Below are 14298 nucleotides of genomic sequence, written 5' to 3'. Positions count from 1 at the left end.
TTAAATTTTTTTATTTAATTTGTTCTTAAATTAAAAATTTACAGTTCTCTATCCACAAATTGTTCTTTCGCTAATTCTCGATAAAGTGGAACTGTATCAATTAGCTCATTATGATTTCCTGAACCGACAACTCTACCATGTTCAAGGACATAAATGATATCAGAATCAATTACTGTGGATAGACGATGTGCTACAACGATAACTGTTTTTTTCCCTTTTAATTTATCCACTGCCTTTTTCATTCCTAATTCATTTAAGCTGTCCAAGTTAGAGGTTAATTCGTCAAGTAACACAATTTCTGCAGATGATAAAAGAGAGCGTGCCATAGCCAAACGTTGTCTTTCTCCACCAGAGAGGTTTGCACCAGATTCTCCAACCTGCATATCAAGTCCTTTAGAATTTCTATCTAATAAATGATGAAGATTGACTTCTTCCAATACTTCGATGCAGTTTGAATCAGATATTTTAGAATTTCCTAAAAGTAGGTTGTCGCGTAGTGTCCCAGATATAACAGGAGCGTCTTGTTCAACATAAGTGATGAAGTTCCGAAGCTCCTCTCTGCTATAATGCCTATAATCCTTTCCTTGAACGAATATCTTGCCACTGTCAGGATCATAAAATCTTTCAATTAATTGAAGCAATGTGCTTTTTCCTGCGCCTGAGGGACCTACAATTGCAGTTCTTTTTCCCTTTTCTGCACGTAACGTTACTTCTTTGAGAATCATGCTATCTTCTTTTTCCTTAGGATCAGAACCAAATTTCATTTTATTATATCCAAAGCTGATTTTTTCAAAATAGACTGCAGTTTCCTCAGTTATTAAATTTGAACTGGGGGGAATAGCGGGAGTGACATCATAGTCACTTTCTAATGCAAGTTCTAATAATTCGCGAATTCTAGCAAAAGCACCGAGTGATTCGCCAACGCCCCCGAAGGCATTGAAAACTTGTCCTATCGGACCAATCATTGTATAGAGTAGCAAAGCGAATGCAATTAAGTCAGCAACAGACATTAAACCAATAGACACACGGTATCCACCTATTCCCAGTACAATTAGACCAGATAGTTGCAGAGTCATATTAGAAATAGGAGTCATGAATGCTTGTATTTTAGCTAATCTTATTCCAATATTACGCAATCGTTCTGCTTGCAATTTAGATTTTTCTTCCTCCTTGTCTGTTGCGTTTGTTGCACGAATTGTTCTGATAGCATGTAAATCACGTTCGATATCTCCACTCAATTTTCCCAACTCTTTTTGTGCAGAAAAACTAGCCTTTTGTATAGCTTTACTCATAATGATGGTTCCAATAAAAGATACACAAACTGTTGAAAGAGCCATAAAAAATAGCAAGGAATCTCTCAAAATCATCCCGATAGCTGCCCCAACAACAACTAAAAAACCACTACTGAGCGCAATACTCACTTGTATTAAAGCCATTCTCAATTTAGAAGAGTCACCACTAACCCTGCTTAGTAAATCACCTACACTTCTTGTATCGTACTCGTGGATTGGCAATCTTAATAAATGACTAATTAAACTTTTTCGCGCTTTAAAAACGACCCCTTCACCAATTATTTGTAGCAGATAATATTGAACAGCCGTTAAAATCGTAGATAGTATCAATACTACAATGAGAATTCCTAAACTTGAATTAATCTTAATTCCTGTATTTGATTGATCAATTAAATTAGCAACAAGGTTAGGTTGAGCGAGGGTTAAAGCTGCACTGATTAATCCTAATATTCCAACGCAAATGAATTCCCAATTATGCCCTTTTGCTAATGCAAACAGGGATCTAATATTTACTGAGGGCGTATGGTCTTCAGGATTAACAATTTCGGACTCCTTCTTTTTACGTTCTATATTTTCTTGTTTTATTTTTTTCAAATACGATTCCTTTCTGAGAATATCATTTGAACGGTGTGGAACACATATTGCTTTAGAATATATTTGAACTTCTACGGGTTCTCCAATAGGGCATTCATTCAATTCTATCCATGCATGTGCTCTAAATGGCTCTTGTGCATACCCAGTACACCAACTTACTGATTTACGTTGTAGCCATAGTACTATTACAACAGCAAGCGATCGTCTAAGGCATCCTTCTTGACTTCTACATCTACTACTTACGATACACACTGCGTTTCGCGCAATTTTTACCTGTTTTTCTGATGCGGGAGGATTGTTTTTTATTAGCTTCACCAATATTTTTTCAATTCTCCCAGGGGACATCCAATTAAGCGGTGCAGATAGTATTAAACTCAAACGAGCCAGAAATCTTGCACTAAAAGATACCGGATCTATTTGTTCTGGAAAAAGTTGGATATTCATTATGCAAGTTTCATCTCCTTCAAAAGAGCCATAAACTCGGCAACATCTGTTTCCGCTTGAGCTTTATCTAGAGAAAATGAAGTTTCCAATTGTAGTGCTAACTCTTCTATCGTCAATCCTTTACTCAAACCTTCTAACATAGAAACTCCAGAAGCATTTACTTGGAAATAAATTCCTCTACTTTTATCCAAAACAATTGCACCATCATCTTGGCTAATAATTTTCAACTCTCTTTTTACTTTTCTCATTAATATTACTCCTCCTTTTTAGAAAATAACTACAACTAGGTAAGCAGCAACTTCCTTTTATTTTGAGTTCTTTTTTAAAGCTACACGAAGCCAGCGTTCAACAGCTGCTAATCTCTCAAAGGCTTCAACTCTAGTATGTAGAGCAGAAGGCATTGATAATTCAGAAATTAGTATATCTGCATCTACAATTCCTAATTCAACTAATTTGAATTGGTGCACTTGCTGGGAATGCTTTTTTACGGCTTCTTTGTAACTTTTATACAAACTTGTGGAATAGTCTCCTTTAAATCCACGTGTAAAAATATTTTTTGAAACAAGTCCTTTAGTGGCATTATATAAAATCGATTTTGTTACAGTGTGATCTTGTCTGTAACGAGCTGGTATAGTTAACGAGTAATTAATAATATCGACATCTAAAAAGGGAGCTTGCCAAGTCATACCATTAACACCATATATGTTGTTAATCTGAGTTACCAAATGTCTTTGAAAAAGTAGAGACTCGATCATTTGGTGTCGAGAACGATCGGAATCTAAAGAATTCGATGTGTGATCTAATTTATTTATTAGAACTTTATAACTTAATTCTCGGTAAGGCTTCGTAAGCCAATTAGGTACCGTGACTGGACCGCACCAGTTGAGTGCGGAGTTTTGACGAGTTGGTTTAGCATAACCAAATCCTTTGTCTATTTCATTTTTTACAGCTTCCTTAAAGGAATTATTATTTATTAGATCTACTGTCCCAACTGAAATAGGAATCCGATTTAGTAAACAATATCGTAAGCCTAAGTCTATACTGCGTAATTTATTTTGTCGTACAAGAGACCATGCGTTAGCAGGCATAGGAGTGAATAATTCATCCCCGCCAAGACCTGTAAAATGAGTGGCATTGGCGGGAGTTAATGCTGAATGTTCTATGGATTCAACATATCCCTCTGTATCTGCCCAAAATAATGGAGAATCTGGTAACACTGAGTTTGAGTAATCTCTATCAATTTCAAAATTTTTTCCCGAGCTACCTAAAGAAGGTAATGAAGTAAATATGACGTTGATATCGTTTGAGATTAATTTTGCCCATGTAGAATCGCTATTCCATTCACTATCAGCATTTGCGTGATAAAGTTTAACATTAGCTTGAAGCGCTTTTAAGATATAAATAATTGTTGCTGAATCAACTCCACCCGAAAGGTCAGCGGATATCTCAGAGTAACTAACTGTATTTTGACTAAGCAATTCTAGAAGCCGCTCTCGTATTTTTGAATAAATAGATTCGACTTTGTTTTCTAAGTTTGGAGGTGTCCAAGTTTGTATGGGTTCTAAGATTCCATTTGTTGTACATTTCAAAATATAGAATGGTTGGATCGTGTTTACTTTTTCCCATAAGGGAATATTTTGGAATGGGTAGTATGGTAAATTATGAATTAGATTTAATGCAAGAGCCGATTTAGAAATTGGTAAATTAAGAAATAATGCGATATTTGCTGATGAATCACTAATGATTAGTTCATCATTTGAGTCCAACCATGAAAGAGAAACATCAAATAATGATCCTCCCATAAATAGCCCTTCTTTATTTATTAAAACAAATACGCCTTTAGAAATATTTGCTTGAAGATAATCTAACATGTTTTCTGTAGTAGTGTAGTTAAATTGGTCTTTATTGCAAAATATTCTTGAATATTCAGAAGAAATACAGTAAATTTCAAATTGATCGTGTGTATGTTGAGAGTACTCGGTATTGGATACCAGCAGTATATTAGTGTAGTCTGTAGTAATACGTTTTTGAAACATCAATTTTTTTGAGGATATAGAGATATTTGATTTGTTTACAATAATTAGAAGCACCTCCCTAAATAAAGACTATGCGGATTACTAAAAAGGTCATCGAATTATGTAATTCGATGACCAATGGCATAATTATGTAATTCGATGACCGCTAGCATAATTATTTCCCATTTTTCTGTCCTAGTAATAAATTACAACTTGGAAAAGAGCGCGTCCACCAAATACATCTCTAAATTTACCTGTCCAAAGACCACGAGTAGATTCTTTAAAACCTGCAATTTTTTCAATTGATGGTTTACTGTAATTTTGCTTTGTCATAGAGTTCACCTCCTTCATAGTTGGTGTATACTAAATTTTCTAATTCAAGTAAATTAGAAAATAGTTACCTTGATTACTTAGTACTGAAAAATGAGTATAGGAAATTCTTGACATCTATATTTTAGTTAAACAATAGAACAAAACAGCTAGAATCAGGAAATAAATTACTCTTAATTCGTTGTTTTTAAGGTTAAGTAGCTTTTTTCTATTCAACTTATATATTAATCATACAAAAAAAGGGATTATTTGTAATGAGTATATTGTGCAATTATTTAAGAAAGAGTAAGATGAAGATATCATTAAAAAATACACAGAGTGGAGTATGAATAAAATCTGTGTTGTTTAATACATTAGTGGGATATTAGAAAATTTTATTCAAACTATAAATTCAAAATTAGTATCTTTAAAAAAACGAAGAACTGTAGAATATTCAAGGAATACTTAGATTGGAGAAAAGTGTATGAAAGAAAAATTTGTTTATTTGTTATCCTTATTTGTATTCTTAGTGATAGCTCTACTTACTATTAAGCAGAATGACTATTTGTATGGATCGCAAGCAGTAACTGTTGTACCGATTATTGTTGTACTTATTCTTTTTTGCGCAGTTATTATTTTTGTCTCTAAAGATATTAAAAAGATTAGATACTTCGCTGTACTTACTTTTTTTACTTCCATTTCCTTAGCAATAGGATTATTTCCTTATTCTTTTGTGCATCCTGTCAAATCCCTGCTAATTTCATTTTTACCTTACTTTGTTTATAAGTTTTTTGTCACTTTTAACTTAATTTCGATTTTATCTGTTTCTAAAAAAATTGATCAAATTTTATTTATACAATCTATTATTGTATCCATGTTACTGCTTCTTAATTTTGAAAAATTCATATGGATGGTGAGTATAGTAATCATTTTGGATATTTTTGGTTGTTTATTTTTATATTTTAAAGGAAAAGATCGACTAACCATTCGAACAAAAAAAGAACAAGTTTTTCTAATTCGAATACTAGTTTTATCGCTATTTTCGTTAATTATTTCTACTTCTATTTTAAGTGGGTTGGTTCTTTTTCTTATCCCAATCACAGTCGGAATTATTTTAATAAAACGTAATGAAATTAGCTTAGATAAAGTATCAATTATTATAAATTTAGTTATCCATATTATTTGTATAGGAATCTTCTTCATTATTAATTTTTATTTTCTTCGATTATCAATACTTGATATCTATTTTATTTCTATTTTTTATTGTCTGATTTTGTTTATCCTTTATTTGAAGAATTGGTATTTGAGTAGTATTGAGGTGAGCCGAATTCAACAAAGAAAGAAAGATTTCCAAAAAGAAAAGATCGATTTTGTACAAACTATCAGTAAAGAAAAGACTTTGTCTTCAGTAAGTACTTTAATTAGTACAATCTTTTTGCAACATTACGAAATAAATAGTTATTTAATGGTTTGGAAAGATCAATACCAACCATATATTTTGTCTAGCTCAGGAGAATTTTCTAAACTGATTTTAACGAATAAAATTATTGCTGAATTTGAACGCGACTCTAACATATTCCATTATCACAACAATAAATATAGAAAATTCACTTTTTTTGAGAATAAACAAATTTTAGGTTGGTTACTCATAGATAGAGAAAAAGACTTTGACTTGGCGAGTATGAAACATGAAGAAATATATGATTTAGTTGGTGTTGCTGGTAAAATAATTATTGAAAATGAACGCTTATATGATATTAAACAAGAATCATTAAAAATAGAAAGTTTATCTTATGATGAATACGTGAATTATGAATATTTAAACATGGTGCAAAATTTTCATAAAGATTTTTCATTTTTTATTCATGACAATGTTTTACAAAATATTTTGGCTTTAAAAAAACTAATCGAATCTATGTCTACTGAAAATGTAGAAACAAAGAAATTAGTATTAGAAACTTTTGATACTTTAAATAAAACTTTTAGAGACAAGATATTTGAATTATATCCTTCGACGATTGAAACAGTGCCTGTGTCGCAAAGCATTCGAATTCTTTGTGATAAATTCAATGAGGGACAAGAATCTATATTTGTTCATTTTTATTGTCCACAAGAAATGCATCTAAAAAAAGAAGAGAAATTTCATATTTATCGAATTATACAAGAGTTAATAACTAATGCTCTAAAACACTCTCGAGCAACAGTAGTTTGTGTTTATCTCATTCAAAGGGACTTTTATATAGAATGTATTGTACAAGATGATGGCACAGGCTTTGATTATAGCAAAATAAAACTTAGAGGATTTGAAAATAAACATTTTGGTATTCTATCAATAAATCAAGAGGTTAATTCATTAAATGGAAAAATGAGAGTATCATCTGTAAATCCACATGGTACAAAATTTACAATAACTTTACCGATTGCAAAGGAGGATATAGATTCATGAAAGTATATTTATTAGACGATCATGCACTTTTCTCTAAAAGTCTTGAAATTGCATTTCAACCAATGGATGTCTCAATTACTAGTTTTACTAATCCAGAATTTTTTTTAAATAAACTAAAAAATGAGCAACCAGATTTAGCATTATTGGATATCCATATTGGAGAGTTAAGTGGATTTGAAATATCTAAAGAAATTATTGGAAAATTTCCAAATCAAAAAATAGTTTTTTTATCAGGTTTTGATTTAATTGAATACAAGAATGAAGCAATAAAATCTGGAGCATGGGGACTATTAAATAAAAATGTAACAATTGAAGAATTGTATGATGATTTACAAAAAATACATCATGGAACTGATCTGCTACCCAAGTGCCAAAGTACATTAGATGTTCTTAGTAAACGAGAAAAAGAGATACTAAAATGTGCTGCAGAAGGTTTTAAGCAGCAGGAGATAGCAGAACAACTTCATATCAGTAGAAGAACAGTAAATAATCATCTTGTATCCATAAATAATAAGCTAGAGGTAAATTCAACCATTTCTGCAATTATTCAAGCTATTGAATTGGGAATTATTAGAGTAAAAGGATATTGATACTAAAAAATGTTGAAATTATCAAACATTTATTCAGAAAGATATGCTGTTTACGGAATACCATAACCCATGATATAAGGGCTATTTTTTCATAACTTAGTTTAGCAATTTTGTTTCCTGAATTCTCTTCAATTGTGTAAACAACTTCATTTTCTACTTTCTCAACAATCCCAACGTAATAACTGATAGAATCACCATCCCAATCAAAAAAGATGATATTCCCATTTTTAGGCAAACTTCCTTTCCTAAACCATTGGTTATTCGCTTTAAAATTTTCAATACCAGTTGGGCAATAGGCAAAATGTTCCATTTTAACTCCAGCTTTTTCAGCATTATAAGAAACAAAAATAGCGCACCATTCTACACGTCCATTAAAGCCATACCATTGCCAATATTTCGTTCCACCCTTATGTATTCCTTCATTCAATTCTTTAAGTGCTGCTTTTACAATAGCTGAATTCCCTTGACTATTGTTGTTGGAAATAGAAGTGATGTATTGTTTAACAATTTGAGCATAAAACATATTGCCATACGCATAACGATAATCATAGCCTATGTTGATAGCTATAGGATTAGTGTAAGTGACTGTTTTTCCATCTGCTTGAGTTTTTGAGAATTGAATCGTAATAAAGTGGATGATTGATCACCTCCATAATCCGATTAAAAAACTCAGATTTAGGGTCAACGTACAAGACTTTTCCATTCATTAAAACGGAGAGGAAGAAAATGAACTTTGCCAAGTAAGATTTTCCGTTTACAGTGGGTCCAGTGATGGCAATGTGCGGGCTATTGGCTTTTTTATCGGTGATATCATTTAGTATAATTGTACTATAAAACAATTGAACACATTGAAAGGGGAAGAAATGTACAAATTCAAAAAGTACAAATATAAAGGCGAGGAGCATTATTTTACTGGTGTTACTCTTTTCAAAGTGAACGACAATAAAATTATTTCGCTTAAAGAATTTAAATCAATAACAAATACTTATCGTCCTTTCAAGTAGAATAATTTAGTGTTGCACTTAAACTGTAACACTAGGTTTATTATAAAAACGTACGTTCTTGTTTGTAAATAACTCTTTTGTCGTAATTAATTTATTCATGAAAACTGACTTTGTTATAGTTATTCGTTTAGCTCGCATTTTTCTTACTAAAAACTATCCAAAAGTATCCATATTTTTATAGTTGAAACGGTTTGAAACTAAATCAAAACTAACTACAATTGAAAAAAATCACTGGTATTTCACAACATTCTAAGAAAAAGAATAATGCTGTCATACCAACGATTAGAGCTTATCAGAAGCTCTTAAAAAAACTAACCCTTTGCTGGAAGGCTCTGTCGGCTAGTTTTTCACTCTACCAACAAATAATCAACCAAAATAACAACGGAAAGCCAAACAAGAAACACCCTGATCATGCTTCTTCAAAGAAAGCACAAATAAAAAAGCGATGACTCGAGAAGAAAATCTCTATGAAGTCATCGCTTTTTCTTATATTTTAGTTAAAAAATTATTTTACTAAAGGTTGAAGTAACTTGTTCCAGAAACTAATGAGTGGGCCAGCACCAAATGCACAAATAATTGTACCAATCCCAATTGGACCACCAGCAATAAAGCCAATTAATAGGACCAACAAATCTTGTGCTTTTCGAACAGAAGCGTAAGGTTTGTTGATTTGTTGACAGATGGTTGGCGCAATCGCATCATAGGGGGATTCGCCTTGATCTGTAGCCATGTATAAGGCGCAGCCAAATGTAAAAATCAGAACTCCGACGAATAAAGAAAGTAGTTTGCCAATTGTTGAGCCTCCTAAACTATCGGCGTAAGGTTGAAGCCAAGTAGAAATCTGTTGAATCAAAATCCCTACTAAAAGCATATTTAAAATAGTTCCCAGACCAATGGCTTTTTTGTTTTTTAAATAGACATAGAATAAAATAAACGCATTGACAATAATTTGAAAAATGCCTAATTGCATACCAAACATCGAAGAAAGTCCGATATTCATAGCAGTGAAAGGATCAACTCCTAAACCTGCCACTCTTAAAGTGGATGCGCCAATCCCGATAATAACTAAACCAATTAAAATTAAAAGAACATTTTTGACTAGTTTCATGGTAAGCCTCCTGAATAGATTTTGTGTGTGATAGTACAAAGTCTGCAACAAAAATTCATAGAGAATTTTTGTTGCAGACTACTTTTTAACCAGCTCCGTGTTGGAACGAAGGGTATAGAGACATCCCGCCATCTACAAAGAGTGTTGTTCCGGTTACGTATGAGGATTCATCAGAAGCTAACCAAGCGGCCGCAGCAGCTACTTGATTGGGTTTACCAATAATGCCCATAGGAACCATGCTCGTTGTTTGTTTTAACTGTTCGGGATCGGAAAATTTTTCAGCATTAATAGGTGTGTTAATCGCTCCAGGCGCAATACAGTTGGCACGAATACCATATTCCGCATATTCCAAAGCGATTGTTTTCGTGAACATTTCGGTTGCACCTTTACTTGCCGCATAGTGGGCGAACGTTGGCCAAGGAATTCTTTGGTGAACGGAGGACATATTAATGATTGACCCTTTGATTTTTTGATCTCTAAATATTCGGAGTGCCTCTCTAGAACCCAAAAAGACACCGTTTAAATTGACATCAATGACACGTTGCCATTCTTTTAATGGCATATCAATTGTCGGAAAAGAAGCCTCCACACCGGCGTTATTTACCCAAATGTCAACATGACCAAACTCTTTTAAAGCGGTTTCAGCTAACGCTTTAATATCTTCTTCATTAGAGACATCAGCCTTCACGAATTTTACGCGGTCTGCGTGCTTGGCTTGGACATCTTCAAATTCTTTAGGCAGCTCACCGACATAGTCAGCAACAACATTCATGCCCTCTAAGATATAACGCAGAGTAATAAATAATCCTAAGCCCGTAGCTGCACCAGTGACAACGGCCACTTTACCATGTAATTCTCCATACATTGATTCATTCCCCCTAAAATTACTATTAATACTTTCATGGTAGCACATGTCAATCAGCGTGTTGATAAAATACGACAAACTGTCGGAAAAGTTTATGGTCTAAAGTTAGCTACTATTGTTGAAGGTCTTTAAAAAAATACTGGTCGTAGTAATCAATTCCTCTCATTTATAGAGTTTTCTAAAAAAACACAAAATATCTAGGCGAAGTGGTCAAGTCCAATGGTTATTTATGAGTGAATATGCTAAAATAAAACTTGTCTTACATAAGGAAAGATTTGTTCACTAACAGTGGTGACTGTTCTCAGTAAACAGCTGCACTGGTTTATCGGGAAGGGAACAGAGCAAGTTTTACGAGACTTTCCCATGTAATAATAAAAAGCACTGAACGTCAGTGAATGAAGGAAGAAGGACATCTATGAAAACAATTATCACATTCATTATTGTCTTCGGTATTCTTGTCCTCGTACATGAATTTGGCCACTTTTATTTTGCAAAACGAGCGGGTATTTTAGTTCGTGAGTTTGCAATCGGAATGGGACCAAAGATTTTTGCGCATCGTGGAAAAGATGGCACCACTTATACGATTCGCTTATTGCCAATTGGTGGCTATGTGCGAATGGCTGGGATGGGCGAAGACATGACAGAAATCACACCAGGTATGCCTCTATCTGTTGAGTTAAATGCCGTGGGTAATGTGGTTAAAATTAATACAAGTAAAAAAGTACAATTACCTCATAGTATTCCGATGGAAGTCGTTGATTTTGATCTTGAAAAAGAATTATTCATCAAGGGCTATGTCAATGGAAACGAGGAAGAAGAAACCGTTTATAAAGTTGACCATGATGCAACGATTATTGAAAGTGATGGGACCGAGGTGCGGATTGCGCCACTTGACGTTCAATTTCAATCAGCGAAATTATCGCAACGCATTTTGACGAACTTTGCGGGACCCATGAATAACTTTATCTTAGGGTTTATTCTGTTTACGTTAGCGGTCTTTCTACAAGGAGGCGTCACTGATTTAAACACGAACCAAATTGGACAAGTGATTCCTAATGGCCCAGCCGCAGAAGCTGGGTTGAAAGAAAACGATAAAGTCTTATCGATCAATAATCAAAAAATCAAAAAATACGAAGATTTTACAACCATTGTGCAGAAGAACCCCGAAAAGCCGTTAACGTTCGTAGTTGAGCGTAACGGCAAAGAAGAGCAACTAACAGTGACACCAGAAAAACAAAAAGTGGAAAAACAAACGATTGGTAAAGTCGGCGTTTATCCTTATATGAAAACCGATTTACCGTCAAAATTGATGGGCGGTATTCAGGATACTTTAAATAGTACGACACAGATTTTTAAAGCACTCGGCTCACTATTCACAGGCTTTAGTTTAAACAAACTAGGTGGGCCAGTCATGATGTTTAAGTTATCGGAAGAAGCATCCAATGCTGGAGTAAGTACAGTTGTATTCTTAATGGCCATGTTGTCAATGAACTTAGGGATTATTAATTTGTTGCCGATCCCAGCTTTAGATGGCGGGAAAATTGTCTTAAACATTATTGAAGGTGTACGTGGAAAACCAATTAGTCCTGAAAAAGAAGGCATCATTACGTTAATTGGCTTTGGGTTTGTCATGGTGTTAATGGTGTTAGTTACTTGGAACGATATTCAACGCTTTTTCTTTTAAGGAGAAAGCTTAAGTAAAAAAGTGTGTAAAGAAATCAAAAATAGTTGATTTTAAAATAGAGGAGAGTTTTAATGAAACAGTCAAAAATGTTAATTCCAACGTTAAGAGAAGTACCAAATGATGCAGAAGTCTTAAGTCATCAAATTCTGTTGCGCGCAGGCTATATTCGTCAAGTCGCTGCAGGGATCTATTCTTATTTACCTTTAGCCAATCGTGTTTTAGAAAAATTAAAAACGATTATGCGAGAAGAATTTGAGAAAATTGATGCAGTTGAAATGTTAATGCCTGCGTTATTGCCCGCAGAACTTTGGAAAGAATCAGGTCGTTATGAAACTTATGGACCTAACTTGTATCGCTTAAAAGATCGCAATGACCGTGACTATATCTTAGGCCCAACGCATGAAGAAACCTTCACAGAATTAATTCGTGATGAAATCAATTCTTACAAACGATTACCTTTGAATTTATACCAAATTCAAACAAAATATCGTGATGAAAAACGCCCACGTTCTGGCTTATTAAGAGGCCGTGAATTTATCATGAAAGATGGCTATTCTTTCCATGCCGATGAAGCTAGTTTAGATCAATCATACCGTGATTACGAAAAAGCTTACTCACGCATTTTTGAACGCTGTGGACTAGAATTCCGTGCCATTATTGGGGACGGTGGTGCCATGGGTGGTAAAGATTCTAAAGAATTTATGGCGATTTCTGAAATTGGGGAAGATACTATTTGTTATTCAACAGAAAGTGATTATGCTGCCAATTTAGAAATGGCAACAAGTCTTTATACGCCGAAAAAATCACATGAAACACAATTAGATTTAGAAAAAATTGCAACACCAGAAGTGGGTACAATTGCCGAAGTGGCAAACTTCTTTGAAGTTGAGCCACAACGAATTATTAAATCAGTACTATTTATTGCCGATGAAGAGCCAGTAATGGTCTTGGTTCGTGGCGATCATGATGTCAATGATGTCAAATTAAAAAACTTCTTAGGCGCTGATTTCTTAGATGAAGCAACAGAAGAAGATGCTCGCCGTGTCTTAGGAGCGGGCTTTGGTTCAATTGGTCCAGTCAATGTTTCCGAAGATGTTAAAATTTATGCAGATTTAGCCGTTCAAGATTTAGCCAACGCCATTGTTGGAGCTAACGAAGATGGCTATCATTTGACAAATGTAAATCCAGATCGTGATTTCCAACCAATTAGTTACGAAGATTTACGCTTTGTTCAAGAAGGCGATCCTTCTCCTGATGGCAATGGTGTCTTAGCCTTTACCAAAGGAATCGAAATTGGTCATATCTTCAAATTAGGAACGCGTTACAGTGATGCTATGGGCGCAACAGTTTTAGATGAAAACGGTCGTGAAAAATCAGTGATCATGGGTTGCTATGGTATCGGTGTTAGTCGTTTACTTTCAGCAATCGTTGAACAAAATGCAGACGAGCGCGGTATTAATTGGCCAACAGGAATTGCGCCATTTGATTTACACGTGGTCCAAATGAATGTGAAAGATGAGTATCAAACAAAACTATCACAAGAAGTTGAAGCAATGATGACCGAAGCGGGCTACGAAGTATTAGTTGATGACCGCAACGAGCGCGCAGGCGTAAAATTTGCTGATGCTGATTTAATTGGTTGTCCAATCCGTATCACAGTCGGGAAAAAAGCAGTCGATGGTGTGGTAGAAGTCAAAATCAAACGTACTGGTGAAATGTTGGAAGTACGCAAGGAAGAATTAGAAAGTACACTTTCTATTTTGATGAACACAACATCAGAAGTGGAATAATAATGAAAAGGGCGGACAGAATGATTAGGATAAACTGTTTCCGCCACTTATCAGCGTTTAAGCTTGAAGCAAAAATCTAAAGTGATTTTTGCTTCAAGCTCTTCTTAGCTCTTTTTAGAAAAGAAACAAGATTGTTTTTTTACAAAAAACGAGTATA

General features: G+C 34.1%; 12 protein-coding genes and 1 pseudogene. 5 read left to right on the top strand and 8 right to left on the bottom strand.

Annotated elements, in window-relative coordinates; all coding sequences use genetic code 11:
* Positions 1-38: 38 nt before the first annotated feature.
* The 4 genes from IGL07_RS09550 to IGL07_RS09535 all read right to left on the bottom strand — a co-directional run bounded on the left by IGL07_RS09550 (position 39) and on the right by IGL07_RS09535 (position 4678).
* The gene (locus IGL07_RS09550; RefSeq protein ID WP_002407163.1) at positions 39-2330 is read right to left on the bottom strand and encodes a lasso peptide biosynthesis B2 protein; all 2292 of its coding nucleotides are present in this window, start codon (positions 2328-2330) and stop codon (positions 39-41) included.
* Positions 2330-2578 (bottom strand): PqqD family protein, encoded by a 249-nt coding sequence (locus IGL07_RS09545; protein ID WP_002362859.1) that lies wholly within the window; start codon positions 2576-2578, stop codon positions 2330-2332. Before IGL07_RS09545 ends, IGL07_RS09550 begins: the two co-directional genes overlap by 1 nt.
* 57 nt (positions 2579-2635) lie before the next feature.
* A complete protein-coding gene (locus IGL07_RS09540) occupies positions 2636-4366 on the bottom strand; it encodes an asparagine synthase-related protein (RefSeq protein ID WP_010817498.1) in 1731 nt (576 codons plus the stop codon).
* 174 nt (positions 4367-4540) lie between these two features.
* Positions 4541-4678: a hypothetical protein gene (locus IGL07_RS09535; protein WP_002414657.1), complete on the bottom strand. Its 138-nt coding sequence runs from the start codon at positions 4676-4678 to the stop codon at positions 4541-4543.
* Between the two features lie 460 nt (positions 4679-5138).
* On the opposite strand from IGL07_RS09535, the gene IGL07_RS09530 reads away from it, so the two are divergent.
* Together IGL07_RS09530 and IGL07_RS09525 are read left to right on the top strand one after the other, a co-directional pair.
* Positions 5139-7100 (top strand): sensor histidine kinase, encoded by a 1962-nt coding sequence (locus IGL07_RS09530; RefSeq protein ID WP_002404120.1) that lies wholly within the window; start codon positions 5139-5141, stop codon positions 7098-7100.
* Complete coding sequence (locus IGL07_RS09525; protein WP_002362865.1) at positions 7097-7690, top strand: response regulator transcription factor; 594 nt, start codon at positions 7097-7099, stop codon at positions 7688-7690. Before IGL07_RS09530 ends, IGL07_RS09525 begins: the two co-directional genes overlap by 4 nt.
* A 50-nt stretch (positions 7691-7740) precedes the next feature.
* Here IGL07_RS09525 and IGL07_RS09520 read toward each other — a convergent pair.
* Both IGL07_RS09520 and IGL07_RS09515 read right to left on the bottom strand, forming a co-directional pair.
* Positions 7741-8312: pseudogene (locus IGL07_RS09520) on the bottom strand (CHAP domain-containing protein); the annotation flags it as partial.
* A complete protein-coding gene (locus IGL07_RS09515; protein ID WP_075575401.1) occupies positions 8263-8595 on the bottom strand; it encodes an ATP-binding protein in 333 nt (110 codons plus the stop codon). The pseudogene IGL07_RS09520 and the gene IGL07_RS09515, both read right to left, overlap by 50 nt.
* Positions 8596-8912: 317 nt before the next feature.
* Here IGL07_RS09515 and IGL07_RS09510 point away from each other — a divergent pair, with 317 nt between their 5' ends.
* Positions 8913-9143, top strand: coding sequence for a hypothetical protein (locus tag IGL07_RS09510; RefSeq protein WP_438747331.1), 231 nt, complete (start codon positions 8913-8915; stop codon positions 9141-9143).
* A 56-nt stretch (positions 9144-9199) separates the two neighbouring features.
* Here IGL07_RS09510 and IGL07_RS09505 read toward each other — a convergent pair whose 3' ends face one another.
* Positions 9200-9802: a YczE/YyaS/YitT family protein gene (locus tag IGL07_RS09505; protein WP_002393123.1), complete on the bottom strand. Its 603-nt coding sequence runs from the start codon at positions 9800-9802 to the stop codon at positions 9200-9202.
* 85 nt (positions 9803-9887) lie between these two features.
* Complete coding sequence (locus IGL07_RS09500; protein ID WP_002359767.1) at positions 9888-10667, bottom strand: SDR family oxidoreductase; 780 nt, start codon at positions 10665-10667, stop codon at positions 9888-9890.
* A gap of 415 nt (positions 10668-11082) precedes the next feature.
* Here IGL07_RS09500 and rseP point away from each other — a divergent pair, with 415 nt between their 5' ends.
* Together rseP and IGL07_RS09490 are read left to right on the top strand one after the other, a co-directional pair.
* Positions 11083-12351, top strand: coding sequence for an RIP metalloprotease RseP (gene rseP, locus IGL07_RS09495; RefSeq protein WP_002362168.1), 1269 nt, complete (start codon positions 11083-11085; stop codon positions 12349-12351).
* A 71-nt stretch (positions 12352-12422) separates the two neighbouring features.
* Complete coding sequence (locus IGL07_RS09490; protein ID WP_002359769.1) at positions 12423-14141, top strand: proline--tRNA ligase; 1719 nt, start codon at positions 12423-12425, stop codon at positions 14139-14141.
* The last annotated feature ends 157 nt before the right edge of the window (positions 14142-14298 follow it).

This window comes from Enterococcus sp. DIV1368f, from assembly GCF_051712245.1.
GTDB classification, from domain to species: Bacteria; Bacillota; Bacilli; order Lactobacillales; family Enterococcaceae; genus Enterococcus; species Enterococcus faecalis.
Note: the sequence above shows the minus strand (reverse complement) of the source record. Positions and strands in the feature narration are given on the sequence as shown.

Bases quoted from the DNA above. Each gene is read 5' to 3' on its own strand.
- IGL07_RS09535 (WP_002414657.1), bottom strand. From the start codon at position 4,678: ATGACAAAGCAAAATTACAGTAAACCATCAATTGAAAAAATTGCAGGT.
- IGL07_RS09505 (WP_002393123.1), bottom strand. From the start codon at position 9,802: ATGAAACTAGTCAAAAATGTTCTTTTAATTTTAATTGGTTTAGTTATT.
- rseP (WP_002362168.1), top strand. From the start codon at position 11,083: ATGAAAACAATTATCACATTCATTATTGTCTTCGGTATTCTTGTCCTC.
- IGL07_RS09525 (WP_002362865.1), top strand. From the start codon at position 7,097: ATGAAAGTATATTTATTAGACGATCATGCACTTTTCTCTAAAAGTCTT.
- IGL07_RS09540 (WP_010817498.1), bottom strand. From the start codon at position 4,366: ATGTTTCAAAAACGTATTACTACAGACTACACTAATATACTGCTGGTA.
- IGL07_RS09530 (WP_002404120.1), top strand. From the start codon at position 5,139: ATGAAAGAAAAATTTGTTTATTTGTTATCCTTATTTGTATTCTTAGTG.
- IGL07_RS09515 (WP_075575401.1), bottom strand. From the start codon at position 8,595: ATGCTCCTCGCCTTTATATTTGTACTTTTTGAATTTGTACATTTCTTC.
- IGL07_RS09490 (WP_002359769.1), top strand. From the start codon at position 12,423: ATGAAACAGTCAAAAATGTTAATTCCAACGTTAAGAGAAGTACCAAAT.
- IGL07_RS09500 (WP_002359767.1), bottom strand. From the start codon at position 10,667: ATGTATGGAGAATTACATGGTAAAGTGGCCGTTGTCACTGGTGCAGCT.
- IGL07_RS09545 (WP_002362859.1), bottom strand. From the start codon at position 2,578: ATGAGAAAAGTAAAAAGAGAGTTGAAAATTATTAGCCAAGATGATGGT.
- IGL07_RS09550 (WP_002407163.1), bottom strand. From the start codon at position 2,330: ATGAATATCCAACTTTTTCCAGAACAAATAGATCCGGTATCTTTTAGT.